Here is a 22,882-nt window from a genome sequence, read left to right as displayed (position 1 = left end):
TCTTGAGGGGCATTCACGCAGTTTTATGCCACATGAACGGCTCCAAATTGATTGTATGTTGCACTGCAACCCAGTAGGAATGCCGCAACGTTTTGGCCGACAGAATGGGGTTGCCCGATGCCTGAGTTCAAGAAGATCCTTATTGCCAACCGCGGCGAGATCGCCATCCGCGTGATGCGCGCCGCCAACGAACTCGGGAAGAAGACCGTCGCCGTCTATGCGGAGGAGGACAAGCTCGGCCTCCACCGGTTCAAGGCGGATGAGGCCTATCGCATCGGCGAGGGGCTTGGCCCGGTCGCTGCCTACCTGTCGATCGACGAGATCATCCGCGTGGCGCTCATGTCCGGCGCGGATGCGATCCATCCGGGCTACGGACTCCTGTCGGAAAATCCCGAACTGGTCGATGCCTGTGCCGCGAACGGCATCACCTTCATCGGGCCGAAGGCCGACACGATGCGGATGCTGGGTGACAAGGCCAGCGCGCGGCGCGTTGCCATCGAGGCCGGTGTGCCGGTTGTGCCCGCGACCGAAGTTCTGCCCGACGACATGGACGAGGTGCGCCGCATGGCAGACGCGGTGGGCTATCCGTTCATGCTGAAGGCCAGCTGGGGCGGCGGCGGGCGCGGGATGCGTCCGATCATGTCCGAGGACGAACTGGAAGAGAAAGTGCTCGAAGGCCGGCGCGAGGCTGAAAACGCCTTCGGCAACGGCGAAGGCTATCTGGAAAAGCTCGTCCTGCGCGCGCGGCATGTCGAGGTGCAGATCCTCGGCGACGATTATGGCGGCATGTATCACCTGTGGGAGCGCGACTGCTCGGTCCAGCGTCGCAACCAGAAAGTGGTGGAGCGCGCGCCCGCGCCCTATCTGAGCCAGGCCCAGCGGGAGGAACTTTGCGAGCTTGGCCGCCGGATCTGCGCCCATGTCGGCTATCGCTGCGCGGGGACCGTCGAATTCCTGATGGATATGGACAGCGGGGAGTTCTACTTCATCGAGGTGAACCCGCGGGTCCAGGTCGAGCATACGGTCACGGAGGAAGTGACCGGCATCGATATTGTTCGTGCCCAGATCCTGCTGGCGGAGGGCAAGACCATTGCCGAGGCCACCGGCAAGGCCGACCAGTCGGAGGTGCGCCTGAACGGCCATGCGCTCCAGTGCCGCGTCACGACCGAGGATCCGCAGAACAATTTCATTCCCGACTATGGCCGCATCACCGCCTATCGTCCGGCCAATGGCATGGGCATCCGGCTTGACGGCGGCACCGCCTATTCCGGCGCGGTCATCACGCGCTTCTATGACAGTCTTCTGGTCAAGGTGACGGCCTGGGGTCCGACGCCGGAGACCGCGATTGCGCGCATGGACCGGTCGCTGCGCGAGTTCCGCATCCGCGGCGTGTCCACCAACATCGCCTTTGTCGAGAACCTGCTGCAGCATCCGACCTTTCTCGACAACAGCTACACCACGAAATTCATCGACACGACGCCGGAGCTCTTCACCTTCAAGAAGCGCCGTGACCGGGCGACGAAGATCCTGACCTACATTGCGGACATTTCGGTGAACGGTCATCCGGAGACCGCGAACCGTCCGCTGCCGGGTGAATTCAAGCCGCCGCATCTGGTGGGCTTTCGCGATGCCGCACCCGCGCCGGGCACGCGCAACCTGCTGGAGGCCGAGGGCCCGCAGGCCGTGGCCGACTGGATGCTGAAACAGGAGCGCCTGCTCCTGACCGATACGACCATGCGTGACGGGCACCAGTCCCTGCTGGCCACCCGGATGCGGTCGATCGACATGATCAACGTAGCCGAGGCCTATGCCCACAATCTGCCGGAGCTTTTCTCCGTCGAATGCTGGGGCGGGGCGACCTTCGACGTGGCCTACCGGTTCCTTCAGGAATGCCCCTGGCAGCGTCTGCGCGACCTGCGCAAGCGGATGCCGAACCTGATGACGCAGATGCTCCTGCGCGCGTCGAACGGCGTCGGCTACACCAATTATCCCGACAATGTGGTGCAGAAATTCGTGGCCCAGGCGGCCGAGACGGGCGTGGATGTGTTCCGCGTCTTCGACAGCCTCAACTGGGTGGAGAACATGCGCGTCGCGATGGATGCGGTGGTCGAGGCCGGCAAGGTCTGCGAGGGTACCATCTGCTACACCGGCGACATCATGGACCCGGATCGGGCCAAATATGACCTGAAATACTATGTCGACATGGGTAAGGACCTGCGCGATGCAGGCGCCCATGTGCTCGGCCTGAAGGACATGGCGGGGCTTCTGAAGCCCGAAGCGGCGCGGGTGCTGGTCAAGGCGCTCAAGGAAGAGATCGGCCTGCCGATCCATTTCCACACCCATGACACGAGCGGCATTTCCGCGGCCACGATCCTTGCGGCCGCGCAGGCCGGCGTGGATGCGGTCGATGCGGCAATGGATGCTTTCTCGGGCGGCACCTCTCAGCCCTGCCTCGGCTCGATCGTGGAGGCGCTGCATCACACGGGCCGCGATACCGGGCTCGACATCGAGGCGATCCGCGATATTTCCGACTATTGGGAGCGGGTGCGCGCTCAATATGCCGCCTTCGAGAGCGGCTTGCCGGCGCCGGCCTCCGAGGTCTATCTGCACGAGATGCCGGGCGGCCAGTTCACCAACCTCAAGGCGCAGGCGCGGAGCCTGGGGCTCGAGGAACGCTGGCCCGAGGTCGCCAAGACCTATGCCGAGGTCAACCAGATGTTCGGCGACATCGTGAAGGTGACACCGTCGTCCAAGGTCGTGGGCGACATGGCGCTGATGATGGTCAGCCAGAACCTGACCCGCGCGCAGGTGGAGGACCCGGACACGGATGTGGCTTTCCCCGATTCGGTCGTCGACATGATGCGCGGCAATCTCGGCCAGCCGCCGGGCGGGTTCCCCGATGGCATCCAGTCCAAGGTGCTGAAGGGCGAGACGCCGATGGTCACCCGCCCGGGCGCCCATATGGAACCGGTTGATCTGGAAAAGGTGCGGGCCGACCTGTCGGCGGAACTGGGCGGTTTCGAGGTCGATGACGAGGATCTTTGCGGCTACCTCATGTATCCCAAGGTTTTCCTCGACTATATGGGCCGGCACCGCGATTACGGCCCGGTCCGGACACTGCCGACGCCGGTCTTTTTCTACGGGATGGTCCCGGGACAGCAGATCTCGCTGGAGATCGATCCGGGCAAGACGCTGGAAATCCGCCTGCAGGCGGTGGGCGAGACGAACGAGGAAGGGCAGGTGCGCGTCTTCTTCGAACTGAACGGCCAGCCCCGGACGATCCGCGTGCCGAACCGCACCGTGACCGCCGCCAATGTCGTCAAGCCGAAGGCCGAGGCCGGGAATGCCAACCATATCGGCGCCCCGATGCCCGGTGTCATCGCAACCGTGCCTGCCAAGGCCGGACAGGCGGTGAAGGAGGGTGACCTTCTTCTGACCATCGAGGCGATGAAGATGGAAACCGGCATCTATGCCGACCGTGACGCCACAGTGGCGGAGGTGCATGTGCAGCCGGGCGCGCAGGTTGACGCGAAAGACCTGCTCGTCGAACTGGAGTAACGCCCATGCCCGCGCCGGAGGTCCTGATCACTGGTGCGGGCGGCAATATGGGGCAGGCGCTTCTGGACGTGATGGCCAGGGCCGGTGTCCTTGCCCGCCAGGCGCTCCGGTCGCCGGCGCGGGCACGCGATGACGTGCCCGGCGACGCGGTCGCCTTCGATTTCACGGATCCCGCCACATGGGATGCCGCCCTTGCGGGCATCCGGTCGGTCTTCCTTCTGCGGCCGCCGGCCATTGCCGACATGGACGCCACCCTTCTGCCCTTCTGCGACCGGGCCTATGCGGCGGGCGTGGCGCAGATCGTCTTTTTGTCCGTCGACGGTGCGGACCGAAAAAGCTGGGTGCCGCATCACAAGGTGGAACAGGCGCTGGGCGGCAAGCCGGCCACCATCCTGCGGCCCGGCTTCTTTGCCCAGAATTTCGGTGATGCCTATCGCGATGATATCCTGCGGGACGACCGGATCTATGTGCCGGCAGGGCAAGGTCGCGTGACCTTTGTCGATCTGCGCGACGTCGCCGAGGTGGCGCTGGCCGCGCTCACCGATCCGGTGGCGCATGTCGGCCGCGCCTATGTGCTGACCGGAGCGGAGGCCGTGGGCTTCGATCATGCGGCCGCCACGCTTTCGGCGCTGTTGGGCAGACCGGTTGATTATGTGCCGGCTTCCATTCCGGGTTATGCGCTGCACCTGCGCCGCGACGGAAAACCAGCCATGGCCATCCTCGTTCAGACCGTCCTGCATGTCGGCCTGCGCTTCGGTCAGGCAGCGACGCCCGATCCGACGCTCGGCCGGCTTCTGGGCCGCGCACCGCGCAGCCTCGACACCTATCTGGCCGATCATCTGGACCTCTGGCGGCGCTAGGAAAATTTTCGCAGCTACCGGTCTATTTTGCGCTTGCAGCCGTCCGCAGGCGCAGTATAACCGCCTCCATTCTCGGATGCGGGCGTAGCTCAGGGGTAGAGCATAACCTTGCCAAGGTTAGGGTCGTGAGTTCGAATCTCATCGCCCGCTCCAGAGGATCCAAAGAAGGGACCGCACGTCAGCGTGCCGGTCCTTTTTTCTTGTCTGCTCAGGATGTTCAGCCCGTCAGAGGCAGCTGTTCGATGGTTTCGAACCGCCCGTCCGGTCGCTCGCCCACGAGTGCGAGGGACGCGACTATATACGGGCGCGGTATTTCGGGCAGACAGGTGGCGATCAGGCCGCGCGCGGCCCTTTCGGTCGCCGCATCGGCGAGCCGTCCGGTCAGGGTCATGTGGAAGCGGAATTCGGGTCCGACAAACGGATAGCCCCAGTCTTGCAGGAGCGCCTCCTGTCGCGCCGACAGCCCGGCTGCCCGCCGCCGGTCCAGCTCGCTGTCGCTCGGGGGCGCGCGGAACCGGTCAAGCGCCTTCACCCAGTTGAAGGCCATGTCCTCGAGCGCGCCGCTCGGCCCGTCCGGCACCAGTGCAAGGAAGTGGCCCAGCCGCGCAATGGTCAGGCCATGAAGCGTGACCGGCCGGGTCTGAGACGCCAAATCCCGCGCCGCGCTGGCCAGCGCATCGGCGCTGACGCCTTCCGCCAACCGGAATGGCGGCTTGACGGTGGCATGAAATCCGTATTTCCGTGGTGTCTCCGTCAGATGCGCGACCGCTGCGCGGTCCGCGTCCGGCACAGTGATTTCAGACCCGTTTCCGCCTGTTTCCATGGCGGCACCGCACCACGCCGACGGCACCGATCCCGTGTCGATATCCCAGCCCAGCCACCGCGCCCCGAAGCTGGACAGCGCCGCCTGATCGGGCAGATGATAGATTGCAAACCGCCGGAAGTCCGCCATGACACGCCTGCTCCATAATTCCATCGATGCCCCTGCCGGTGACACACCTGTCGGGCTGGAAATGTGCCTCGCCAATGCCCGGCTGATTCTGCCCGACCGGGTGATGCGCGGCGCCGTCCATGTGGCGGACGGCAGGGTCGTCGATATCACCGAAGGCGATCAGGTGCCAAGCGGCGCGACGGACCTGGAAGGCGATCTGCTCCTGCCGGGGTTCGTGGAGCTGCATACAGACAATTTGGAGCGCCATATCGAGCCGCGCCCGGGCGTGCAGATGCCCCATGGCAGCGCGATCCTTGCCCATGATGGCGAGTTGGCCAGTTGCGGGATCACCACCGTCTTCGACGCGTTGCGCGTCGGATCGGCGGCGGGCACCAGCACCGGTTTCGGCGAATATGCGCGGGCCGTGGCGACCGAGATCCTCGACCTGCGCGCGGCCAAAATGCTGAAGGTGCGCCACCTGATCCACCTGCGGGCCGAGATCTGCTCGGATTCGCTCATCTCCGAGTTCGACGCGTTCGGGCCGGAGGACCGGGTCGGCCTTGTCAGCATGATGGACCATACGCCCGGCCAGCGGCAGTTCCGCGACCTCGACAAGCTGCGGGAATATTACACCGGCAAATACGCCATGTCGGAGGTCGAGTTTGTCGCGCACATCGCGGTCCAGCACGAGTTGCGCGCGCGGGTGGGGGACGCGCATGAGCAGGCAATCGTGGCGGCGGCCGCCCGGCTCGGCGCGCCATTGGCGAGCCATGACGATACCACGGCCGAGCAGGTCGCCCATTCCGCGCGTCAGGGTATCCGGCTGGCCGAGTTTCCGACCACGGTGGAAGCGGCAGAGGCGTGCCGCGACGCCGGTCAGCAGATCATCATGGGCGCGCCCAATCTGGTCCGCGGCGGCTCGCATTCGGGCAATGTCTCGGCCGGTGATCTGGCTGAGCGCGGACTTCTCGACATCGTGTCGTCGGACTATGTGCCCTCGCTGCTCGTCGGTTCGGTGGTCCGGCTTGCGCGGCTCTGGGATGATCTGCCCCGCGCCGTCGCGACCGTCACCGCTGCGCCCGCCGATGCCGCGCGGCTGGCAGATCGCGGGCGGATCGCGAACGGCGCGCTTGCCGACCTGCAACGGGTGCACCTGCTGGGCGAGCTTCCGGTCATCCGCACTGTCTGGCGCGGCGGTGTGCAGATCGCCTGACGTCCGGGCCGTGATCCGGCAGCCCATCCGATTTTTGCTCTTGCGGGGGGCGGGCGCTTGATGTAGCAAACGGGCGTTCTCGGACGCGGGCGTAGCTCAGGGGTAGAGCATAACCTTGCCAAGGTTAGGGTCGTGAGTTCGAATCTCATCGCCCGCTCCAGAGAACCTTTCCAGACATCACCAATTGCGAAACGCCGCCGCGTGGCGCCGTCACGCTCAGGCGATGCCGAGCCAGTCCGGCAGGTCCGCGATACTGTCGACGAGCAGATCGGCATGGGGCGCGAGTTCCGCGCGCGGCGACGGTCCGGTCAGCACGCCCACCGCGATCATCCCGGCAGCCCTGGCCGCTTCCAGATCATGGGTACTGTCACCGATCATTGCGATCCCGTTCGGCGCATGGCCGATCAGATCGGCAAAAGCCAGCAACTGGCCGGGTTCGGGTTTGGCGCCGAAGCCGCTGTCATAGCCCGCGATGAAGGTGAAGGCCGGCAGGAGCCCCAGCACGTCGAGTTGTGCGCGGGCCGGCGCTTCTGCGTCGTTGGTTGCCAGTCCGCAGGGCAGCCCCGCCGCCGCGAAACGGTCGAACAACGGCCCCAGTGCGGTGACCGGGGCAGGGGCAACATCCGCCGAACTGGTCTCCAGCAGGACCCGCAATCCGTCGCGCTCCTGCTGCGCGCCGGCCGCGATCAGACGGGTCACGATCTCCTCCAGCGTGCCCGCGATGGCCGGACTGTCGGGCTGGAACCGCGTCGCCTGCAGGTCGAAGGACAGGGCCGCGGCCAGATCGGCTTCCAGCGCCTTGTCGCCGCCTGACAGGTCACGCAGCACGCCCGCGAACCAGCCACCCCATGTCGCCTGAAAATCGAAGAGCGTGCCGTCCTTGTCGAAGAGCAGGGCCGAGCATTTCCGTGTCACTTGCGTCCCTTTCCCGGCCTGCTAGCCTTCTATTCCGCTCCCAAGGAAGGACCCGCCGATGCGACAGAGCCCGACCCGCGGCCACTATGTGCATTTCGAGACGATGACGACAAGGTGGCGCGACAATGATGTCTACGCGCACATGAACAATGCGACCTACTACGAATATGTGGACACGGCGGTAAACGGCTGGCTGGCCCGGTCGGGCGCGCTCGACGTGCCGGGCGGTCCGGTGATCGGGCTGGTCGCGGAAACGGGCTGCCGGTTCCACGCCCCGCTCGGCTTTCCCGCACCGGTGGAGGCCGGTCTGGCGGTTGCCCATCTGGGGCGGTCCTCGGTCGTCTATCGCGTGGGCCTCTTTGCCGAAAGCGTGGATGCTGCCGCAGCCGATGCCCGGTTCGTGCATGTCTATGTGGACAGGGACACCCGGCGCCCCGTGCCGCTACCGGACAGGCTTCGCGACGCGCTGACGGGGCTTTTGCGCATGGACTGGCCGGATTGAAACACTTGGAAGGTGGGCCTGCCGCCGCTTATGGTTGACCCTGCGTCAACAATGGAGAGCGGCATGAACTATTCCTGCGACTGCACCATAAACCGGCCGCGTGACACGGTGATAGCGCTGTTCGATTCAACCGAGAACCTGCCCAAATGGCAGGACGGGCTGGTCAGCTTCGACCATGTGTCCGGCAGCCCCGGGCAGGAAGGTGCGGTCTCGCGCCTGCGCTACCAGATGGGCAAGAGGGAGATCGAGATGGTGGAGACGATCACCGAACGCGCTCTGCCCGACCGGTTCGCGGCTACCTATGAGGCCGACGGGGTCTGGAACATCGTCGAGAACCGGTTCGAAGCCCTTGGCGACAGGACCCGCTGGCAGATCGACACCGAGTTCCGGTGCAAGGGCATGATGCGGATCATGGCCTTTCTGATGCCGGGCGCGTTCCGCAAGCAGACAGAGAAGATGATGCAATCGTTCAAAAGCTTCGCGGAAAGCCAGTGAGGCCGCGCGGCGGCGCGGGGGAGGCTGGATGAGGAAACCTGCAAGCGTGGCCGCGCTCGACCGGCTCGGCCGTGTGCGCCTGTCGCAAAATTTCATCATGCGCGAGTTCCTGCACAGCGAGGTCGCGAATTTCCACGGCATCCCGAACATTCCCGATGATCCGGATCTGGCGATCACGGTCGGGCGGGCGCTCTGTTCCGAATTGCTCGAACCGTTGCAGGCGAGTTTCGGGCGGATCGTGATCCGGTCCGCCTATCGCTCGCCGGAGGTCAACGGCTTTTGCAACGCCCAGCAGCGGGCGGGCCACGCAGGCTACAGCTGTGCCGTGAACGAGGCCAATTACGCTGGCCATATCTGGGACCGGCGGGATGCGGACGGGCTGAGCGGTGCGACCGCCTCGATCATGATCCCCTGGTTTGCCGACCGCTATGCGGACGGAGCGGACTGGCGCGGGCTGGCCTGGTGGATCCACGACCATCTGCCCTATTCCACGCTCCAGTTCTTCCCGCGCATGGCCGCTTTCAACATCGGATGGCACGAACGCCCGAAACGCCGGATCGACAGTTTCATCGCGCCGAAGGGCTGCCTGACGCGGCCGGGCATGGACAATCACGGTGGCCGTCATGACGTGGCCTATGAAGGATTTCCGCCGCTCTGCTCTGCCTGAGACAGGTCAGGTCAGAAAGTTCTGTTCCAAGTCATCGATCACCGTGTCCCAACTGCGGCTCTGGAAATGCGCTTCGGGCATATCCGGCAGGATGGCAGCCACGATCTCGCAACCGGCGAAATGGACGCGGCGGATGGCAGGCGCATGGGCGCGGGCGCTCAGGATCTGCGCCGGGCTGTCATCGACAAAGGCCATCGGTGCGCGCATCCGCGCTGCCAGCGCGGCAAGCGCCGGCCCCTTGCCGGCACTGTTGGTCACCAGCGGATAGTCCATTCCGTGATCGGCCAGATTGGCCAGCCGGTCGCCGCGATGCGTGTGCGGCACATTGCTGAGCACGGTGACCTGCGCCGATCGCGCGATATGCCGCAGCGCATCGGCGGCCCCTGTGACGGGCGGCTGGTGCCGCGTTTCTCCGGCGATGAAAGTCTCGACCAGCGACCGGTTTTCCGCTTCCCCGACGACCGAGCCGCAGGCGTCGAGCCGGATCGCATAGGTCAGGCTGTATTCGGTCAGGTGCAGCCGGTAGCCGCGCGCCTCCAGAAAGGCCCGGAAGGGCAGGGCGAAGCGCAGGAGCACCTCATCCGCATCCACGATGACGAGCGGCCGGTCGGGGTCGAGGTCGAGCCGTTCAAGCTGCGCAGCCGTGGCCGGGTGGATGGCGCTGTCGTCGAGGCTCATGTCCAGTGCACCGCCTCGCCGCCGGGCAGCGCCGCGCGCACCTGCGCCAACTGGTCGGGCGGCAGGTCGATTGTCTGGCAGAACTGTTCGACCGCGCGGTCATCCATCAACAGGTAATCGAGGAGAAATCCCAGAAATTCAGGATCTTGCGCGCGGCCACGCAGGTCCGTCGCACTGGCGCCGCTGGCCCCCAGAAAGCCTGCCATCATCTCCGGCTCCCCGGCCATCCAGAGGAGCGCCTGCACTGCGATGAGCTCCGCATTCCGTTGTTTCACCGCTCTGTCCCTTCGCGTCGTTCCCCTTCTCAATGCCTGTTGCGTGTGGCCGGTTCAAGAGCCGCTTTCGGCCTGTTCGCTAGCAATCCGTTAACCTTTTTCGGAGAGCCTGACGCGCGGTTGAGTGGTGGAGCTTGCATGTCCGGGCGCATTCTGGTCGTCGATGATGTCTCGTCCAATCGCAGCGTTTTGGCCGCGATGCTGGCGAAACATTATTATGAGGTGGAGACCGCCTCCGGCGGCCGTCAGGCGCTCGACCTGATCCGCCAGCGCCCGCCGGACCTGATCCTGCTCGATGTGTTCATGGATGATCTGAGCGGTTTCGACGTCTGCCGCCAGTTGAAAGCCGATCCGGATCTCGCGCATATCCCCGTTGTCATGGTCACGGCGTCCGACAATCCGTCCGAACGGCTCGAAGGGTTGCGCGCCGGGGCGGATGATTTCCTTGGTAAACCCATCGACGATACGGCGCTTTTTGCCCGTGTCCGCAGCCTCACCCGGATGAAGATGATGGTCGACGAGTTGCGGATGCGCGCCTCCACCGCGCGCGACCTCGGCCTGTCGGACCAGGCCTGGTCGGCCGCGCACGCGAAACTGTCGAGCGCCAAGGTCCTGATCGCCCCGGGTTCGCAGGCCGAGGGGCAGGATCTGAGGGCGGCGCTGGTGGAGGCGCTCGGCTGTGCCGTGGCGGTCGAGGCGGGCGACAAGTCCGCCATCCATGCTGCCCGCGCTGACGTGCCGGACTTGTGCATTGTCTCCAACCGACTCGCGGACGGGTCGGACGGGCTGAAGCTCGTCTCCGCCCTGAAGGGCGGGCCGACGACGCGCGGGGCGGGGATCCTGCTCATCATCGATCCGGCCGAGCGGGCGCGCGCGACGCTCGGTCTGGAACTTGGTGTGTCCGACACTGTGAGCCGCCCGCTTGTTCCCGCCGAACTGGTGGCGCGCTGCCGGTCGCAATTGCGCCGCAAGCTCTATTCCGACCAGTTGCGGATGAACCTGCAGGACGGGCTGCGGCTGGCTGTGGTCGACCCGCTCACCGGGCTGCACAACCGCCGCTACGCGACCGAACATCTGGACGCCATGGCCGCCGCCACGCGGCAGAAAGGCCAGATGCTCGCGGTGATGATGCTCGATCTGGACCGGTTCAAGCAGGTCAACGACCGTCACGGCCATGCCGGTGGCGACGCTGTGTTGAAGGAATTTGCCGGCCGCCTGCAGGAAAATGTGCGCGGCGTCGATCTTGTCGCCCGTCTGGGGGGAGAGGAGTTTCTGCTCGTGCTGCCGGATATTTCCGAGCCAGACGCAACCCAGGCCGCCGAGCGGATCCGCGCTGTGGTGGAGGAGGCGCCGTTCCACCTGCCCGGCGGGCAGCGCATTCGCGTCACAGTCAGCATCGGCATGGCGTTCCTGACACCGCGCAGCACCGAGTGTTCGGAAGCGTTGATCTCACGTGCGGATGCGGCGCTCTATGCCTCCAAACATGAGGGGCGGAACCGCATCACGCTGGCGGATGCCGCTGCCTGACCCGTGGCAAGCCGTCCGGCCGGTATCGCGGCACATGCCGGCCACGACCGGGTCTGACAGACTAAAAACAGTGCTCCGCGCGCCCATCAGTCGGTGCTGGCGGGACCGTTTCTCGCGCGGGGGTTCCACCTTTGAATTCCGCGCCTAGTCCTTCTTGCCGTCCCGGCCGCCCGGCCCGCGACGCGGGGCATTGGCGATCCGCTCGGCCATCGCCGCTCGCTCCTCAGGGCTCAGTTCTGCGATGCGGGTGGCCAGGGCGCCGTGCAGCGCCGCCGTGGCCGACTCGGCCCGGGCACGCTGGCCGTCGAACAATGCGGCCATGGCTGCAGGGTCGAACGGGTCGGCCGTCAGGACCGTGACAAGCGCGTCCCGCGGGTCGCCGCCGCGCGCACGGCGCATGTCCGGCAGATCGCGCCGGATCGTCCGGCGCAATGCGCCGCGCGCATCCGCCGGCATTGCGCTCACCACCAGCCGCAGCGTGTCGGCCGCCGGCGGAATGGCTGCATTGCGCTGCATCGGTCCGCGCAGTGCAAAGCCGGCCAGCAGGCCGATCAGGACCATGTTGAGGCAGAGCGACCCCAGAAGCGTTAGTTTCAGCCAGAGCGGCCAGCGCGGATTGCCGGGCGGGGGCGGGGTTTCGGTGGCTTGAGCGACCATGTCAGCTTCCTTCCGCGAGAAGTTCGAGCCCGCTCACGCTGACGAGGCCGAGGCCAAGCCCCTCCTCCTCGGTCTGGAGCAGGTTGTACGTATCGAAGGCGGCGGGATCGGTGAAACCGATCCAGAGGCCCGCCACAGCACAGGCGGTCAGGGCCGCGGCACCGCGCCAGCCGCCGATGAAAGCGGCAAATCCGGCAAAGGCCGAGGATCGCCCGTTTGCCCGGCGCGGGGCCGCCGCGACGGGGCGGTCCGGCATGGCGTCCGTCGCATCGGCGACGAGCCGGGCCATCAGGTCGGGACCGGGTTCGGGTCGGTCCTGGCTGGCCGCGTGCAGAAGCGCGTCCAGTTCCGCATCCGAGAGCATGTCTTTCCTGTCCATGTCAGTCCTCCGTCAATCCCAATGCGCCGCGCTGGTGGACAAGCGCCGATGCCAGTCCGCGCCGCCCGCGTGCGAGCAGGCTTTCCACCGCTTCGACGCTCACATCGAGCACCGTCGCAATCTCCGGATTGCTCCGGCCCTCGATATGCCGCAGCACGATGGCAAGCCGCTGGCGCTCCGGCAGGCCATCCAGTGCGACTTGCAACGCGGTCTGCCGGTCCGCGCCCATCAGCTGCGCCTCGACCGAGGGGCGGTCGTCTTCCGGTTCGGCTATGCCGTCGAGCGGCTGGCCGAGGCGGCGGCGCAGCCGGTCGGTGCAAAGGTTCGCCGCCACCCGGTAGGCCCATGTGGACACGCGCGCGCGGCCGGGCTGCCAGTCCGGCGCCTGCCGCCAGAGTTTCAGCATCGCCTCCTGAACCACATCCTCCGCCTCCGCCCGGTCGCCCAGCATGCGCTGGGCCAGCGACAGGAGCATGGGCGTCAGCCGCGCGAGGAGCAGTCGCGCGGCCTCATGGTCCCCCGAGGCATAGCGGACAAGCAGCGCCGCATCCTCGTCTGTCGATCCGTCGTCGAATGCCATGGGCATGTCCGGGTCCGGTTCCTCACATCGGCAGCGGCATCCGGAATCCGGGCGCCGCTGCCATTTTCACCGGTGCAGGGACCGGTTCAAGGGTCAGTTGCTGTCGGCGCCGTCCGAGGCACCGTCACCGCGCGGCCCATCGCCCCGCTTGCCTTTGCCCTTGCCGCGGCGCTCCTTCATCTTGTCCTTCGCGGCCTCCAGTTCGGCCTGGCTGATCTTGCCGTCGCCATCCGTGTCGAGCCGTTCGAACATCCGTCCGGTGCCGCGGGGCTGCATTTCCTCGGCCGACAGCGTGCCATTGCCGTCCGTGTCGAGCCGCTCGATCATCTTCTGCAGCCGAGCATCGGCGCCTTCCGCGCGACGGGCCTCGCGCTCGGCATGGCGGGCGTCCATTGCGGCTTTCAGCTCGTCCGCGTCAATCGCCCCGTCGCCGTTCGTGTCCGCCTCGGCAAAGCGCGCCGCATGGGCGGCAGCGATCTCGGCCTCGGTCACGAACCCGTCGCCATCGGTGTCGAGGGTCGAGAAGTCCATCCCGCCACGGTGATGGCCGCGCCCGTCGCGGGCTTCCACGGGGTTGCTGGTTACGGCGGCCATCAGGACGGCGGCGCCCAGCAGGGCAAATCCGGTAATCTTGCGTGTCATGTCTGCTCCTATGATCGGGCGGCCCCTCTGGCCGCTCCTGACCTGTCAAACGGGCGGGCGCGCCGATTCCGTCGCTGGAAATCGCGACATCCCGCCGCAAGGACAGAGCGTCCTGTTTCAATTCCCGCCGGGGGGATTATTTTGCGCCGGTGAGCAACAGCCAGACATATGATCCCGCCGCTCCCGAGCGGCCTGTGAAACCCGCGCTTCTGCGCGGCTGGAAGCGCAAATGCCCCGCCTGTGGCAGCGGGCCGATGCTCGACGGCTATCTGAAAGTGCGCGACGTCTGTGCCGTATGCGGCGAGGAATTGCACCATCAGCGCGCCGATGACGGCCCGGCTTGGGCCACGATCATGATCACCGGCCATCTGATGGCGCCGATGCTGCTCTTTGTCTTCGAGACATTCCGGCCCGCCGCCTGGGTCATGGCGTTTGGCTTCTCCGCGGCTTTCGTGATGCTCTCGCTCTACCTTCTGCCGCGCATCAAGGGGCTCTTCGTGGCGCTGCAATGGGCCAAGCGGCTGCACGGGTTCGGGACCGAGGCAGCTGGCCAGCGCTGAGCGTTTGCGACCGCTGGACAGGGCCGGCCGGGTCGCGCCATAGTCCGCTTCCGACCGCCAATTCTTTTGCCGAGGTGCCCAGCCGATGACCATTGCGCCCGCGATTCGTGACGCCTCGACCCTTATCCTGCTGCGCGGCGAGGGGGCCAATACACGGGTCTTGATGGGCCAGCGCGGCGCCAAGGCGGCCTTCATGCCGAACAAGTTCGTGTTCCCCGGCGGCGCGCTAGATCAAGCAGACCGCGATTTCGCACCGGCCGTATCCATGCCCGCACCTCTGGCCGCGCGGCTCGGGGCGGAGGCCCCGCCCTACCTCGCCACACCGCTTGCGCTCGCCGCCGTGCGCGAACTGTGGGAGGAAACCGGCCTGCGGCTCGCCATGCCTTCCGACCCGCGCCCCGGACCTGTGCCCGACGCATGGCAGGGCTTCTGCCGCGACGGGTTCGCGCCGGCCCTCGGCGCGCTCAGCTTCATCTTCCGGGCAGTCACACCGCCGGGCCGCCCGCGCCGGTTCGATGCACGTTTTTTCGTCGCTCGGGCCGAGGCTCTGGCCAGCGATCCGGACGATTTTTCAGGGGCGGATGCGGAACTGTCGCACCTGCACTGGATCGACCTTCAGGCAGCGCGCGACCTCGAACTGCCGTTCATCACCGAAGTGGTCCTGTCGGAGTTGGAGGCGCGGCTCGCAGACAGCCGTCCGGACCGGCCGGTACCCTATTTCCACCATGATGCGCACCGGTCGCATTTCTCGCTTCTCTGACGGGGCGGCGCGCGCGGCTTTCGCTTGACACCACCGGCAGCGCGTGTAGAAGGCCATTTCTGATTTCAATGTTTGGTCGTTCGGATCGGCCAGACCGTTCAAGCGGCATGCCGCAAGGAGATGGACACATGGCGAAGGGCCCGACGATCAAGATCCGCCTGAATTCCACGGCGGACACCGGCCATTTCTACGTCACCAAGAAGAATTCCCGCACCATGACCGAGAAAATGGTCGTGCGGAAATACGACCCGGTGGCGCGGAAGCACGTGGAATATAAAGAAGGCAAGATCAAGTAAGCTTGATCCTGTTGTTCTGACGGAACAGGGGCTGCCCATCGGGCGGCCCCTTTTCTTTTGGCCGTTGCGGGCGTCGCGGCTGCCGTCAGTTGCCCACGAAAAAGGCCGGCCCCCGAAGGGACCGGCCCGTATGTCTCGGCAATCAAGCCTGTCTTATTCGCGGTTGCCTAGGAAGCTCAGCAGGAACATGAACAGGTTGATGAAGTCGAGGTAGAGGCTGAGCGCACCGAAGATCGCCAGCTTCTCTGCCATCGCCTCGCCACCCGGCTGGGTACGGACCTGAAGATAGTCGTTCTTGATCTTCTGCGTGTCATAGGCCGTCAGGGCGGCGAAGATCAGCACGCCGATCGCGGAAATGGCGAACATCAGCGCCGGCGAGGCGAGGAAGATGTTCACGATCGAGGCGACGATCAGGCCGATCACGCCCATGATCAGGAAGCTGCCCCAGCCAGACAGGTTCTTCTTCGTGGTGTAGCCATAGAGGCTCAGCCCCGCGAAAGCGATTGCGGTGATGAAGAAGGTCTGGGCGATCGAGTAGCCGGTGAAGGCCGCGAAGATCCAGCTGAGCGACAGGCCCATCACGGCGGCGAAGCCGTAGAAGAAGAGCTGTGCGCCCGACGGGCTCATGCGGTTCACGGCGGAGCCCATGAAGAACACCATGCCGAGCGGCGCGAACATGATCACCCAGCCGAGAATGTTCGGCTGCAGCGTCACCGGATCGCGGAACAGCGACAGGAGCGCGTCATTGCTGCCAACCAGCCAAGCCACGATACCGGTCACGATCATCGCAACCGACATCAGGCCATAGACCTTGTTCATATGTGCCCGCAGCCCCTCATCGATCGCTGCGGTTTGTGCGCCGGCGGATGTGCGGCGGACAGTGTCGAATTCGGCCATCAGGACCCTCCAATGAATTCAGTTGACCAGATCACGCCAAGCGATCTGGTTCGGCATAAATATCGGTGCGGAGCGCCTTGATTTCAAGACTTGTTTGCGCCTGTCCGATCCGATTTTCCGGTGACCCGCCGGTCAGTCGCGGGCGCGCAGGATGCGGGCCGGACGGGCGCTGAGCGGGCGCCATGCGAAGCCGAGGCCGGCTGCGAGGTTGGCCAGCGCGCCGCCGAGAATCACCAGACCTGCCGGGCCGAGCGCGGGCACGAAATCGCCGTCCATCACGAATGTCATCACCGCCCATGCGGCGATACTGCCCGCCAGCACGGCAACCAGACCGGCCGCTGCGCCCAGAAGGGCGGATCGCAGGGCCAGTCCGGCGAGGATCTGCCGCCGTTGCGCGCCGAGCGTCTTCAGGATCGCGGCCTCGTATGTGCGGCGCCGCTCGCCCGCCGCCGCCGCGCCGATCAGCACCACGAAACCGGTCAGGAGCGTGACCGAAGCCCCCCAGCTTGTGCCTGCGGCCAGGGCGGCGAGCGCATCGCCCACCCGGTCCATGGCGGCGCGCACCCCGATGCCCGTCACATTCGGGAACCGCCCCGTCAGGTCGCGCAGGAGCGGTGCCTCTGCCTCGGCATCGGCATAGACGGTCGCAATGGCGGTGTGCGGTGCGCCCGCCAGCGCTTTCGGATCGACGATCATCACGAAATTGATCCCCATGTCGCCGAAATCGACGGTGCGGAAGCTCGTCACCTCGGCTGTCAGGTCGCGGCCGAGCACGTTGACGGTGATCCGATCCCCGAGCGACAGGCCCAGTTCCTCGGCCTCCTCGGCGGCAAAACTCATCTGCGGCGGTCCGTCATGGTCCGCGTCCCACCATGCGCCGGCTGTGATCTCGGTGCCGGTCGGCGGCGTGGCGGCGTAGGTGATCCCGCGATCGCCGCGCAAGACCCAATGTTCGCCCGCAACCTCTGCGGCGGGGCGGTCGTTGATCCGGGTGATGACGCCGCGCAGCATCGGCGCGGTCTCGATCCGGTCGCCGCCGTTCAGCGCCGTGGCCCGGTCTAGGAACTCCGGCATCTGGTCCGGCTGGATGTCGAGGAAGAAGAAGGCGGGCGCGATTTCAGGCAGTTGGCCGTCGATGATCTGGCGGAAATTGCGGTCGATCTGCACGATGGTGGACAGCACGGTCAGCCCGAGCCCGAGCGACAGGATCACCGGCACCGCCTCGCTGCCCGCACCGCCGAGCGCCGCCAGACCCTGCCGCCAGAGCGGAGCGCCCCGCGCTGCCCGCCCGCGTGCCAGACGCGCCGCCAGCCGGCGCAGACCCAGCGCGGCGACAAGCAGGATCAGGAGCACGAGTGCGATCCCGAGCCCTGTCCAGAAGGCCAGCCTCGGCAGCCCCGACAGGAGGGCGGCCACGGCCACGAACCCGACGGCAAGTGCGGCCACAGTCGCCAGAACCGGCCAGCGCGGCCAGACACGGCCCGGCGCGACAAGGTCGCGGAAGAGCGCGGCCGCCCGCGTGTCACGGGCCCGCGCGAGCGGCCAGACGGAGAAAAGCGCCGCCGCCAGCAGCCCGTAGAGCGCGGCTTCGGCCAGCGGCACGGGATAGAGGCCGAAGAGGGCAGGCACTGGCAGACGATCGGCAAGAAACGGTGCGAGCAGCGCTGGCAGGCCGTAGCCGAGGATCAGGCCCAGCCCGACGCCGATGACAGCCAGCAGGCCGATCTGCATCCCGTAGATCAGGAAGATCATGCTGCCGGTCGCGCCCAGCGTTTTGAGCGTGGCGATGGTCTCGATCCGCGTGTCGAGATAGGTCCGCACCGCCGCCGCCACGCCGATCCCGCCAACTGCAAGACCGGCCAGCCCGACGAGCACCAGAAACGCGCCCATCCGGTCGACGAACCGGCTGAGCCCCGGCGTGCCGTTGCGCCGGTCGGTCCAGCGCAGGCCTGTGTCGGGGAAACGGCTCTCGGCCGTGTCGCGCAACGCGTCGAGGTCGGTCTGGGGCGGCAGCACCATACGGTAGGCGCTGTCAAAGAGCGTGCCGGGGGCGAGCAGGCCGCTATCGGCAAGATTGGCACGGGTCGTGATCACGCGCGGGCCGAACCCGAACCCGCCACCCATACTGTCCGGCTCCTCGGCAATCCGGGCCATCAGGACAAAGCTCTGCGTGCCGAGCGCCACTTGCGCACCCACGTCGACGCCCAGCCGGTCGAACAGTTCCGGCGCTGCCAGGAGGCCCGGCAGCCCGTCGCTGCCGGCAAATGCATCCGCAAGCGGCATTGGCGGGTCGAGCGTGACCGCGCCGACGAGCGGATAGGCATCATCCACGCCCTTCACCTGAACAAGGCTGCGCCCCTCGGTTCCGTCATCGCGCCGGATCATCGAGCGGAAATCGACAATCTCCGACAGGCGGACGGACTGCGCCTCGATGAAGGCGCGCTCCGCGTCTGTTGCGAACCGGTAGGTGAAGCGGATTTCCGCGTCGCCGCCCAGGATGCGGGACGCTTCACGCGACAGGCCTTCGGAAATGGCGGTCCGCACCGTGCCGACCGCCGCGATCGCCGCGACGCCCAATGTCAGGCACAGCAAGAAGACGCGGAATGACCCGATGGCACCGCGCAGGTCCCGCCGCGCCAGACGCCAGGCGAGGCCCGGCCTCACTCTGCGGCCTCGGCCGTCCGTTGCAACTGCCCGTCGGTCAGCGACAGGGTGCGGTCGCACCGCGCGGCCAGTTCGGGCGCATGGGTCACCAGCACAAGCGTCGCGCCATGTGCGTCGCGGAGCGAAAAGAGCAGGTCCATGATCGCGGCGCCCGTGCTCCCGTCGAGATTGCCGGTCGGCTCATCGGCCAGAAAGAGTGCAGGGCGCGGCGCCGCGGCACGGGCCAGCGCCACACGCTGCTGCTCGCCGCCGGAGAGTTGCGCCGGATAATGGTCGCGCCGTGCGGCCAGACCGACGCGCTCCAGTTCCTCAGCCGCGCGCTCGAACGCATCATCGCGCCCGGCAAGTTCCAGCGGCACAGCCACATTTTCGAGCGCCGTCATCGTCGGTATCAGGTGGAAGGACTGGAACACGACGCCCATCCGGTCACGGCGGAACCGCGCCAGCGCATCCTCGTCGAGCGCGGTCATGTCCGCGCCCAGACAGTGCACCGAGCCTGTCGTGGCCTGTTCCAGACCCGCCATCAGCATCAGGAGCGACGACTTGCCGGACCCGGATGGACCGGTTAGCCCGACCGTCTCGCCCTTGGAAATGTCGAGGGAGATCCCACGTAGAATCTCGACAGGGCCGGCATTGCCTGCCAGCGTCAGACCTGCCTTTCGAAGTGAAATGACCGGAGTGTCCATGCCCTCGATACGCCTCGCCCGCCTTTTCCGTTCAAAAACATATGGGCGTCCCGTCCGGCTGCACAAGCGGCGGGGCGCGATTGCCGCCCTGACTGTTCTGGCCGCGGGGCTTCTGGCGGCCGGTGCCGCACCCGTTCTGGCCCAGTCGGGCGACGGGTCCGTGCCGCGGGTGGTGATCCTCGGCGACAGTCTGACACAAGGGTTCGGCCTGCCGCCCGAGGACGGGTTCGTGCCGCAACTGGCGCGGTGGCTGAATGACAACGGCGCGCCGCCGGCGACGCTTGTGAATGCGGGCGTGTCCGGCGACACGACGGCGGGCGGCCTGTCGCGGCTTGACTGGACATTGGCCGAACCGGTGGACGCGATGGTGGTGGAACTGGGCGGCAACGATCTGTTGCGCGGGCTCGATCCGGCGATGAGCCGTGCCAATCTCGACGCGATTCTGAAGCGGCTGGAGGCCGAGGGCATTCCGGTCCTGCTGACGGGCCTGCCGGCGCCCAACAATTACGGGCCGGAATTTGCGGATGCGTTCAATGCCATGTTCCCGGAGTTGGCCGACGCCTATGGCGCATCGCTTTATCCCGATTTTCTGGCTGGAATCAGAAACGCCGCCGGCGGTGATCCAGCGGCGGCGCGGGCCTATCTGCAGGCCGATGGCATTCATCCCAATGCCGAAGGTGTCGCAAAAATCGTGGCCGATATCGGTCCGGCGGTCGCCGCGCTGATCGAACGCGCGGGCGACTGACCGGACGGACGCGCCGGAGCGTTCAGCGGAAGTTCGGATGCATCCAGAAGGGGCGGGCGGCTTCCTGCGACGCGGCCGCATTGCTCAGACCCAGATCCTTCAGGCGCGCGTCATCGAGCGTGCCAAGTGCGCGGCGCTCGCCCCAGAGCGCAGCGCTCAGGCGCAGCCAGCGGGTCAGGCCCGTCAGGCTCAGCGGCGGCTGGCTCGTCTGGCAGTCGGCGGGTGCGGAGAGGATCTGTGCCATTTTCATCTTCCTTCGTGATTCGTCATGTCTCTTTCATTTCCATGCTTGATGAATTGCCACATATCGAGCTATAAGAAAAATGAATGATTGTGCTGCAATGCATCAAGGGAGTTGATATGCCGAGGAATCTCGACCTGACCGCGCTCCGGTCCTTCGTCGCCGTCGCCGATTGTGGCGGCGTCACGCGTGCTGCGGCGCAGCTCAATCTGACCCAGTCGGCGGTGTCCATGCAGATCAAGAGGCTGGAAGAGGCGCTCGACCAGCCGCTCCTGACCCGCGCGGGACGGGGTGTCGACCTGACACCGCAGGGCGAGCAACTCCTCAGCTACGGGCGGCGGCTCCTGTCGCTCAATGACGAGGTCTGGGGCCGGATGACCGAGCAGGAATTCGAGGGCGAGGTTTCGCTCGGCGTGCCCCATGACATCGTCTATCCGCACATCCCGCAGGTGATGCAGATGTTTGCCGCCGAGTTTCCCCGCGTGCGGGTGCGGCTGATCTCTTCCTACACGCGGGCGCTCAAGGACGAGTTCGCCGCCGGTCGCGTCGATCTGATCCTGACGACCGAAGCAGGGCTCGACGCCGGCGGCGAGACGTTGCAGGGCGCGCGGCTCATCTGGGTCGGGGCCGAGGGCGGGCAGGCCTGGCAGGAACGCCCGCTGCCGCTTGCGTTCGAGAATGCCTGCGCGTTCCGCCAGCCGGTTCAGGAAGCGCTCGACGGGATGGATATCTCATGGGTCATGGCAGTGACCTCCGACAGCACCCGCACGGTGGAGGCGAGCGTGTCGGCCGATCTGGCGGTCCATGCGACGCTTGAAGGCGGAGCCGGCAGCAAGATGCTGGTGCCGGTGCGCCATGGCGGGGCGCTGCCCGAGCTGCCGGAATTCCTGATCAACATGTATGTCACGCGGGGCGAGAACCGTGCGCTGGCCGCACGGCTCGCGCAGGGTATCCGCAATGCCTATCGCCCGGCGGTGGCGCAGGCCGCCGAGTAGACGCGCGCGATTGCCCGGCTTCGGTCAGTCGGGCGCCATCCGCACGACGACCTTGCCGGTCGAGCGGCGCTCGGACAGGAGCGCCAGCGCGTCGTTGGCCTGATCGAGCGGCAGCACGTGGCTGACATGCGGGTGCAGCTTGCCCGCGCCATACCAGCCGAGCAGACGGGCGAAACTGTCGCGGATCATGTCGGGGTGGCTTCGGGCCAGCCCGCCCCAGTAAAGCCCGATGACCGACAGGTTCTTCACCAGAAGGATGTTGGCCGGGATCTGCGGCACGTCCCCGGACGCAAAACCGATGGGGATGAGGCGCGCACGCGGCCGAGCGGCCTTCATGGCGGCGGTGAACAGATCGCCGCCGACCGGATCATAGATGACATCCGCACCACCGCGGTCCTTCACTTCGGCCGTCAGGTCGGCGTCCCTCGTGTCGATCAGATGGTCCGCACCGGCAGCCTTCGCGACCGCGAGTTTCTCCGCCCCGCGGGCGGCGGCGATGACGGTCGCACCGCGGATCTTGCCGATCTCGACCGCCGTCAACCCGACCCCGCCGGATGCACCCGTGACCAGAAGCGTCTCTCCGGCGGACAGGTTCGCCAGTTCCAGCGCAATGTCGCTGGTGCCGTAGGCAACAGGGAAGGCCGCCACCTCGACCGGGTCCATGCCCGCCGGCACCGGCACGCAGGCGCCCGCGCGCACACAGACCTGTTCGGCCAGCCCGCCGCCGCTGGTGAACCCGGCCACGATCTGTCCCTGTGCCAGATGGGTGACGCCCGCGCCCAGTTCCGCGACCCGCCCGCAGACTTCCAGCCCCGGCGAAAAGGGCAGGGGCGGTTTTTCCTGATAGCGGCCCTGCACCATCAGCGTGTCGGCAAAATTGATCCCGCAGGCCGCCACGTCGAGCAGGACCTCGCCCGGACCGGGCTGCGGCGGGTCGATCTCGTCCATCTGCAGCGGCTGGCCCAGTTCATGGATGCGCATCGCCTTCATCATCTTCTCCCTTGCCATCGGCCGGCGCCGGCCCTTGGGGTCGAGCCTACACGGGTGCCGCGCACGGCAACAGTTTGCCGTGGCGTCGCGGGGCGTTGCCTTTTGCCGCAAAGGCGCCTAAGTGGGGCGCCAAGTGGCGTGGCCTGCCAGACGCGGCCGCGCCTTTTTT

At 66.6% G+C, this 22,882-nt stretch carries 25 protein-coding genes and 2 tRNA genes; 14 read left to right on the top strand and 13 right to left on the bottom strand.

The window, feature by feature from the left end; translation table 11 throughout:
- Window positions 1-117: 117 nt before the first annotated feature.
- The 3 genes from GSH16_RS00240 (at window position 118) to GSH16_RS00230 (ending at window position 4,571) form a co-directional block, all read left to right on the top strand.
- Window positions 118-3,558, top strand: coding sequence for a pyruvate carboxylase (locus tag GSH16_RS00240; RefSeq protein WP_160850853.1), 3,441 nt, complete (start codon window positions 118-120; stop codon window positions 3,556-3,558).
- Window positions 3,559-3,563: 5 nt separating this feature from the next.
- The gene (locus tag GSH16_RS00235; protein WP_160850852.1) at window positions 3,564-4,418 is read left to right on the top strand and encodes an NmrA family NAD(P)-binding protein; all 855 of its coding nucleotides are present in this window, start codon (window positions 3,564-3,566) and stop codon (window positions 4,416-4,418) included.
- A gap of 78 nt (window positions 4,419-4,496) precedes the next feature.
- Window positions 4,497-4,571 (top strand) — tRNA-Gly (locus GSH16_RS00230).
- Window positions 4,572-4,635: 64 nt separating this feature from the next.
- On the opposite strand, the gene GSH16_RS00225 is transcribed toward GSH16_RS00230, so the two are convergent.
- Window positions 4,636-5,370 (bottom strand): DUF1045 domain-containing protein, encoded by a 735-nt coding sequence (locus GSH16_RS00225; RefSeq protein WP_160850851.1) that lies wholly within the window; start codon window positions 5,368-5,370, stop codon window positions 4,636-4,638.
- Between GSH16_RS00225 and GSH16_RS00220 the strand changes: the two genes are divergently transcribed.
- Both GSH16_RS00220 and GSH16_RS00215 read left to right on the top strand, forming a co-directional pair.
- On the top strand, window positions 5,369-6,562 hold the full coding sequence (locus GSH16_RS00220) for an alpha-D-ribose 1-methylphosphonate 5-triphosphate diphosphatase (RefSeq protein ID WP_407941041.1): 1,194 nt from the start codon (window positions 5,369-5,371) through the stop codon (window positions 6,560-6,562). The two genes, GSH16_RS00225 and GSH16_RS00220, sit on opposite strands and share 2 nt — an antisense overlap.
- An 85-nt stretch (window positions 6,563-6,647) precedes the next feature.
- Window positions 6,648-6,722, top strand: a tRNA-Gly gene (locus GSH16_RS00215).
- A 56-nt stretch (window positions 6,723-6,778) separates the two neighbouring features.
- On the opposite strand, the gene GSH16_RS00210 is transcribed toward GSH16_RS00215, so the two are convergent.
- On the bottom strand, window positions 6,779-7,477 hold the full coding sequence (locus tag GSH16_RS00210) for an HAD family hydrolase (RefSeq protein WP_160850850.1): 699 nt from the start codon (window positions 7,475-7,477) through the stop codon (window positions 6,779-6,781).
- A 58-nt stretch (window positions 7,478-7,535) separates the two neighbouring features.
- On the opposite strand from GSH16_RS00210, the gene GSH16_RS00205 reads away from it, so the two are divergent.
- The 3 genes from GSH16_RS00205 to GSH16_RS00195 all read left to right on the top strand — a co-directional run bounded on the left by GSH16_RS00205 (window position 7,536) and on the right by GSH16_RS00195 (window position 9,141).
- Window positions 7,536-7,979, top strand: a complete 444-nt coding sequence (locus GSH16_RS00205) for an acyl-CoA thioesterase (protein ID WP_160850849.1) — start codon at window positions 7,536-7,538, stop codon at window positions 7,977-7,979.
- Window positions 7,980-8,042: 63 nt separating this feature from the next.
- Window positions 8,043-8,474 (top strand): SRPBCC family protein, encoded by a 432-nt coding sequence (locus GSH16_RS00200; protein ID WP_160850848.1) that lies wholly within the window; start codon window positions 8,043-8,045, stop codon window positions 8,472-8,474.
- Between the two features lie 28 nt (window positions 8,475-8,502).
- Window positions 8,503-9,141, top strand: coding sequence for a hypothetical protein (locus tag GSH16_RS00195; protein ID WP_160850847.1), 639 nt, complete (start codon window positions 8,503-8,505; stop codon window positions 9,139-9,141).
- Between the two features lie 6 nt (window positions 9,142-9,147).
- Here the strand turns inward: GSH16_RS00195 and GSH16_RS00190 are convergent, their stop codons facing one another.
- A complete protein-coding gene (locus GSH16_RS00190) occupies window positions 9,148-9,819 on the bottom strand; it encodes a hypothetical protein (RefSeq protein ID WP_160850846.1) in 672 nt (223 codons plus the stop codon).
- Window positions 9,816-10,094, bottom strand: coding sequence for a DUF3572 domain-containing protein (locus GSH16_RS00185; protein WP_160850845.1), 279 nt, complete (start codon window positions 10,092-10,094; stop codon window positions 9,816-9,818). The genes GSH16_RS00190 and GSH16_RS00185 overlap by 4 nt, the downstream gene beginning before the upstream one ends.
- Before the next feature lie 138 nt (window positions 10,095-10,232).
- On the opposite strand from GSH16_RS00185, the gene GSH16_RS00180 reads away from it, so the two are divergent.
- A complete protein-coding gene (locus GSH16_RS00180; RefSeq protein WP_160850844.1) occupies window positions 10,233-11,621 on the top strand; it encodes a PleD family two-component system response regulator in 1,389 nt (462 codons plus the stop codon).
- Between the two features lie 144 nt (window positions 11,622-11,765).
- Here GSH16_RS00180 and GSH16_RS00175 read toward each other — a convergent pair whose 3' ends face one another.
- The 4 genes from GSH16_RS00175 to GSH16_RS00160 all read right to left on the bottom strand — a co-directional run bounded on the left by GSH16_RS00175 (window position 11,766) and on the right by GSH16_RS00160 (window position 13,879).
- A complete protein-coding gene (locus GSH16_RS00175) occupies window positions 11,766-12,278 on the bottom strand; it encodes a periplasmic heavy metal sensor (RefSeq protein ID WP_160850843.1) in 513 nt (170 codons plus the stop codon).
- A gap of 1 nt (window position 12,279) precedes the next feature.
- Window positions 12,280-12,657 carry a hypothetical protein gene (locus GSH16_RS00170; protein ID WP_160850842.1) on the bottom strand — a complete coding sequence of 126 codons (378 nt, stop codon included), beginning with the start codon at window positions 12,655-12,657 and terminating at the stop codon, window positions 12,280-12,282.
- Between the two features lies 1 nt (window position 12,658).
- Window positions 12,659-13,243, bottom strand: coding sequence for an RNA polymerase sigma factor (locus tag GSH16_RS00165; RefSeq protein WP_160850841.1), 585 nt, complete (start codon window positions 13,241-13,243; stop codon window positions 12,659-12,661).
- 87 nt (window positions 13,244-13,330) lie between these two features.
- Complete coding sequence (locus GSH16_RS00160) at window positions 13,331-13,879, bottom strand: EF-hand domain-containing protein (protein WP_160850840.1); 549 nt, start codon at window positions 13,877-13,879, stop codon at window positions 13,331-13,333.
- 149 nt (window positions 13,880-14,028) lie between these two features.
- On the opposite strand from GSH16_RS00160, the gene GSH16_RS00155 reads away from it, so the two are divergent.
- From GSH16_RS00155 to rpmG, 3 genes are all read left to right on the top strand, one after another.
- Window positions 14,029-14,439 carry a DUF983 domain-containing protein gene (locus GSH16_RS00155; RefSeq protein WP_328803118.1) on the top strand — a complete coding sequence of 137 codons (411 nt, stop codon included), beginning with the start codon at window positions 14,029-14,031 and terminating at the stop codon, window positions 14,437-14,439.
- An 85-nt stretch (window positions 14,440-14,524) separates the two neighbouring features.
- Window positions 14,525-15,199, top strand: a complete 675-nt coding sequence (locus GSH16_RS00150) for an NUDIX hydrolase (RefSeq protein WP_160850839.1) — start codon at window positions 14,525-14,527, stop codon at window positions 15,197-15,199.
- A gap of 128 nt (window positions 15,200-15,327) precedes the next feature.
- Window positions 15,328-15,495: a 50S ribosomal protein L33 gene (gene rpmG, locus GSH16_RS00145; RefSeq protein ID WP_160850838.1), complete on the top strand. Its 168-nt coding sequence runs from the start codon at window positions 15,328-15,330 to the stop codon at window positions 15,493-15,495.
- 153 nt (window positions 15,496-15,648) lie between these two features.
- Here the strand turns inward: rpmG and GSH16_RS00140 are convergent, their stop codons facing one another.
- The 3 genes from GSH16_RS00140 to GSH16_RS00130 form a co-directional block, all read right to left on the bottom strand.
- Entirely contained in the window at window positions 15,649-16,392 is a 744-nt protein-coding gene (locus GSH16_RS00140) for a Bax inhibitor-1/YccA family protein (protein WP_160850837.1), read from the bottom strand.
- Window positions 16,393-16,524: 132 nt separating this feature from the next.
- Window positions 16,525-19,056: an ABC transporter permease gene (locus tag GSH16_RS00135; RefSeq protein ID WP_160850836.1), complete on the bottom strand. Its 2,532-nt coding sequence runs from the start codon at window positions 19,054-19,056 to the stop codon at window positions 16,525-16,527.
- Complete coding sequence (locus tag GSH16_RS00130; RefSeq protein ID WP_160850835.1) at window positions 19,053-19,742, bottom strand: ABC transporter ATP-binding protein; 690 nt, start codon at window positions 19,740-19,742, stop codon at window positions 19,053-19,055. Before GSH16_RS00130 ends, GSH16_RS00135 begins: the two co-directional genes overlap by 4 nt.
- Between GSH16_RS00130 and GSH16_RS00125 the strand changes: the two genes are divergently transcribed.
- A complete protein-coding gene (locus GSH16_RS00125) occupies window positions 19,741-20,487 on the top strand; it encodes an arylesterase (RefSeq protein WP_205523926.1) in 747 nt (248 codons plus the stop codon). The genes GSH16_RS00130 and GSH16_RS00125 overlap by 2 nt on opposite strands.
- Window positions 20,488-20,509: 22 nt before the next feature.
- Here GSH16_RS00125 and GSH16_RS00120 read toward each other — a convergent pair whose 3' ends face one another.
- Entirely contained in the window at window positions 20,510-20,731 is a 222-nt protein-coding gene (locus GSH16_RS00120; protein ID WP_205524024.1) for a DUF1127 domain-containing protein, read from the bottom strand.
- 116 nt (window positions 20,732-20,847) lie between these two features.
- On the opposite strand from GSH16_RS00120, the gene GSH16_RS00115 reads away from it, so the two are divergent.
- Window positions 20,848-21,723: a LysR family transcriptional regulator gene (locus tag GSH16_RS00115; protein WP_160850832.1), complete on the top strand. Its 876-nt coding sequence runs from the start codon at window positions 20,848-20,850 to the stop codon at window positions 21,721-21,723.
- A 24-nt stretch (window positions 21,724-21,747) separates the two neighbouring features.
- Here the strand turns inward: GSH16_RS00115 and GSH16_RS00110 are convergent, their stop codons facing one another.
- Window positions 21,748-22,713 carry an NADPH:quinone oxidoreductase family protein gene (locus tag GSH16_RS00110; RefSeq protein ID WP_160850831.1) on the bottom strand — a complete coding sequence of 322 codons (966 nt, stop codon included), beginning with the start codon at window positions 22,711-22,713 and terminating at the stop codon, window positions 21,748-21,750.
- Between the last annotated feature and the right edge of the window lie 169 nt (window positions 22,714-22,882).

It is taken from the genome of Oceanomicrobium pacificus (genome assembly GCF_009833495.1).
GTDB lineage: Bacteria > Pseudomonadota > Alphaproteobacteria > Rhodobacterales > Rhodobacteraceae > Oceanomicrobium > Oceanomicrobium pacificus.
The sequence above is the reverse complement of the archived record's forward strand: the minus strand, read 5'-3'. Positions and strand labels throughout refer to the sequence as shown.

Bases quoted from the DNA above. Each gene is read 5' to 3' on its own strand.
- GSH16_RS00240 (WP_160850853.1), top strand. From the start codon at position 118: ATGCCTGAGTTCAAGAAGATCCTTATTGCCAACCGCGGCGAGATCGCC.
- GSH16_RS00235 (WP_160850852.1), top strand. From the start codon at position 3,564: ATGCCCGCGCCGGAGGTCCTGATCACTGGTGCGGGCGGCAATATGGGG.
- GSH16_RS00220 (WP_407941041.1), top strand. From the start codon at position 5,369: ATGACACGCCTGCTCCATAATTCCATCGATGCCCCTGCCGGTGACACA.
- GSH16_RS00225 (WP_160850851.1), bottom strand. From the start codon at position 5,370: ATGGCGGACTTCCGGCGGTTTGCAATCTATCATCTGCCCGATCAGGCG.
- GSH16_RS00205 (WP_160850849.1), top strand. From the start codon at position 7,536: ATGCGACAGAGCCCGACCCGCGGCCACTATGTGCATTTCGAGACGATG.
- GSH16_RS00200 (WP_160850848.1), top strand. From the start codon at position 8,043: ATGAACTATTCCTGCGACTGCACCATAAACCGGCCGCGTGACACGGTG.
- GSH16_RS00195 (WP_160850847.1), top strand. From the start codon at position 8,503: ATGAGGAAACCTGCAAGCGTGGCCGCGCTCGACCGGCTCGGCCGTGTG.
- GSH16_RS00190 (WP_160850846.1), bottom strand. From the start codon at position 9,819: ATGAGCCTCGACGACAGCGCCATCCACCCGGCCACGGCTGCGCAGCTT.
- GSH16_RS00180 (WP_160850844.1), top strand. From the start codon at position 10,233: ATGTCCGGGCGCATTCTGGTCGTCGATGATGTCTCGTCCAATCGCAGC.
- GSH16_RS00175 (WP_160850843.1), bottom strand. From the start codon at position 12,278: ATGGTCGCTCAAGCCACCGAAACCCCGCCCCCGCCCGGCAATCCGCGC.
- GSH16_RS00170 (WP_160850842.1), bottom strand. From the start codon at position 12,657: ATGGACAGGAAAGACATGCTCTCGGATGCGGAACTGGACGCGCTTCTG.
- GSH16_RS00165 (WP_160850841.1), bottom strand. From the start codon at position 13,243: ATGCCCATGGCATTCGACGACGGATCGACAGACGAGGATGCGGCGCTG.
- GSH16_RS00160 (WP_160850840.1), bottom strand. From the start codon at position 13,879: ATGACACGCAAGATTACCGGATTTGCCCTGCTGGGCGCCGCCGTCCTG.
- GSH16_RS00150 (WP_160850839.1), top strand. From the start codon at position 14,525: ATGACCATTGCGCCCGCGATTCGTGACGCCTCGACCCTTATCCTGCTG.
- rpmG (WP_160850838.1), top strand. From the start codon at position 15,328: ATGGCGAAGGGCCCGACGATCAAGATCCGCCTGAATTCCACGGCGGAC.
- GSH16_RS00140 (WP_160850837.1), bottom strand. From the start codon at position 16,392: ATGGCCGAATTCGACACTGTCCGCCGCACATCCGCCGGCGCACAAACC.
- GSH16_RS00125 (WP_205523926.1), top strand. From the start codon at position 19,741: ATGCCCTCGATACGCCTCGCCCGCCTTTTCCGTTCAAAAACATATGGG.
- GSH16_RS00130 (WP_160850835.1), bottom strand. From the start codon at position 19,742: ATGGACACTCCGGTCATTTCACTTCGAAAGGCAGGTCTGACGCTGGCA.
- GSH16_RS00120 (WP_205524024.1), bottom strand. From the start codon at position 20,731: ATGGCACAGATCCTCTCCGCACCCGCCGACTGCCAGACGAGCCAGCCG.
- GSH16_RS00115 (WP_160850832.1), top strand. From the start codon at position 20,848: ATGCCGAGGAATCTCGACCTGACCGCGCTCCGGTCCTTCGTCGCCGTC.
- GSH16_RS00110 (WP_160850831.1), bottom strand. From the start codon at position 22,713: ATGAAGGCGATGCGCATCCATGAACTGGGCCAGCCGCTGCAGATGGAC.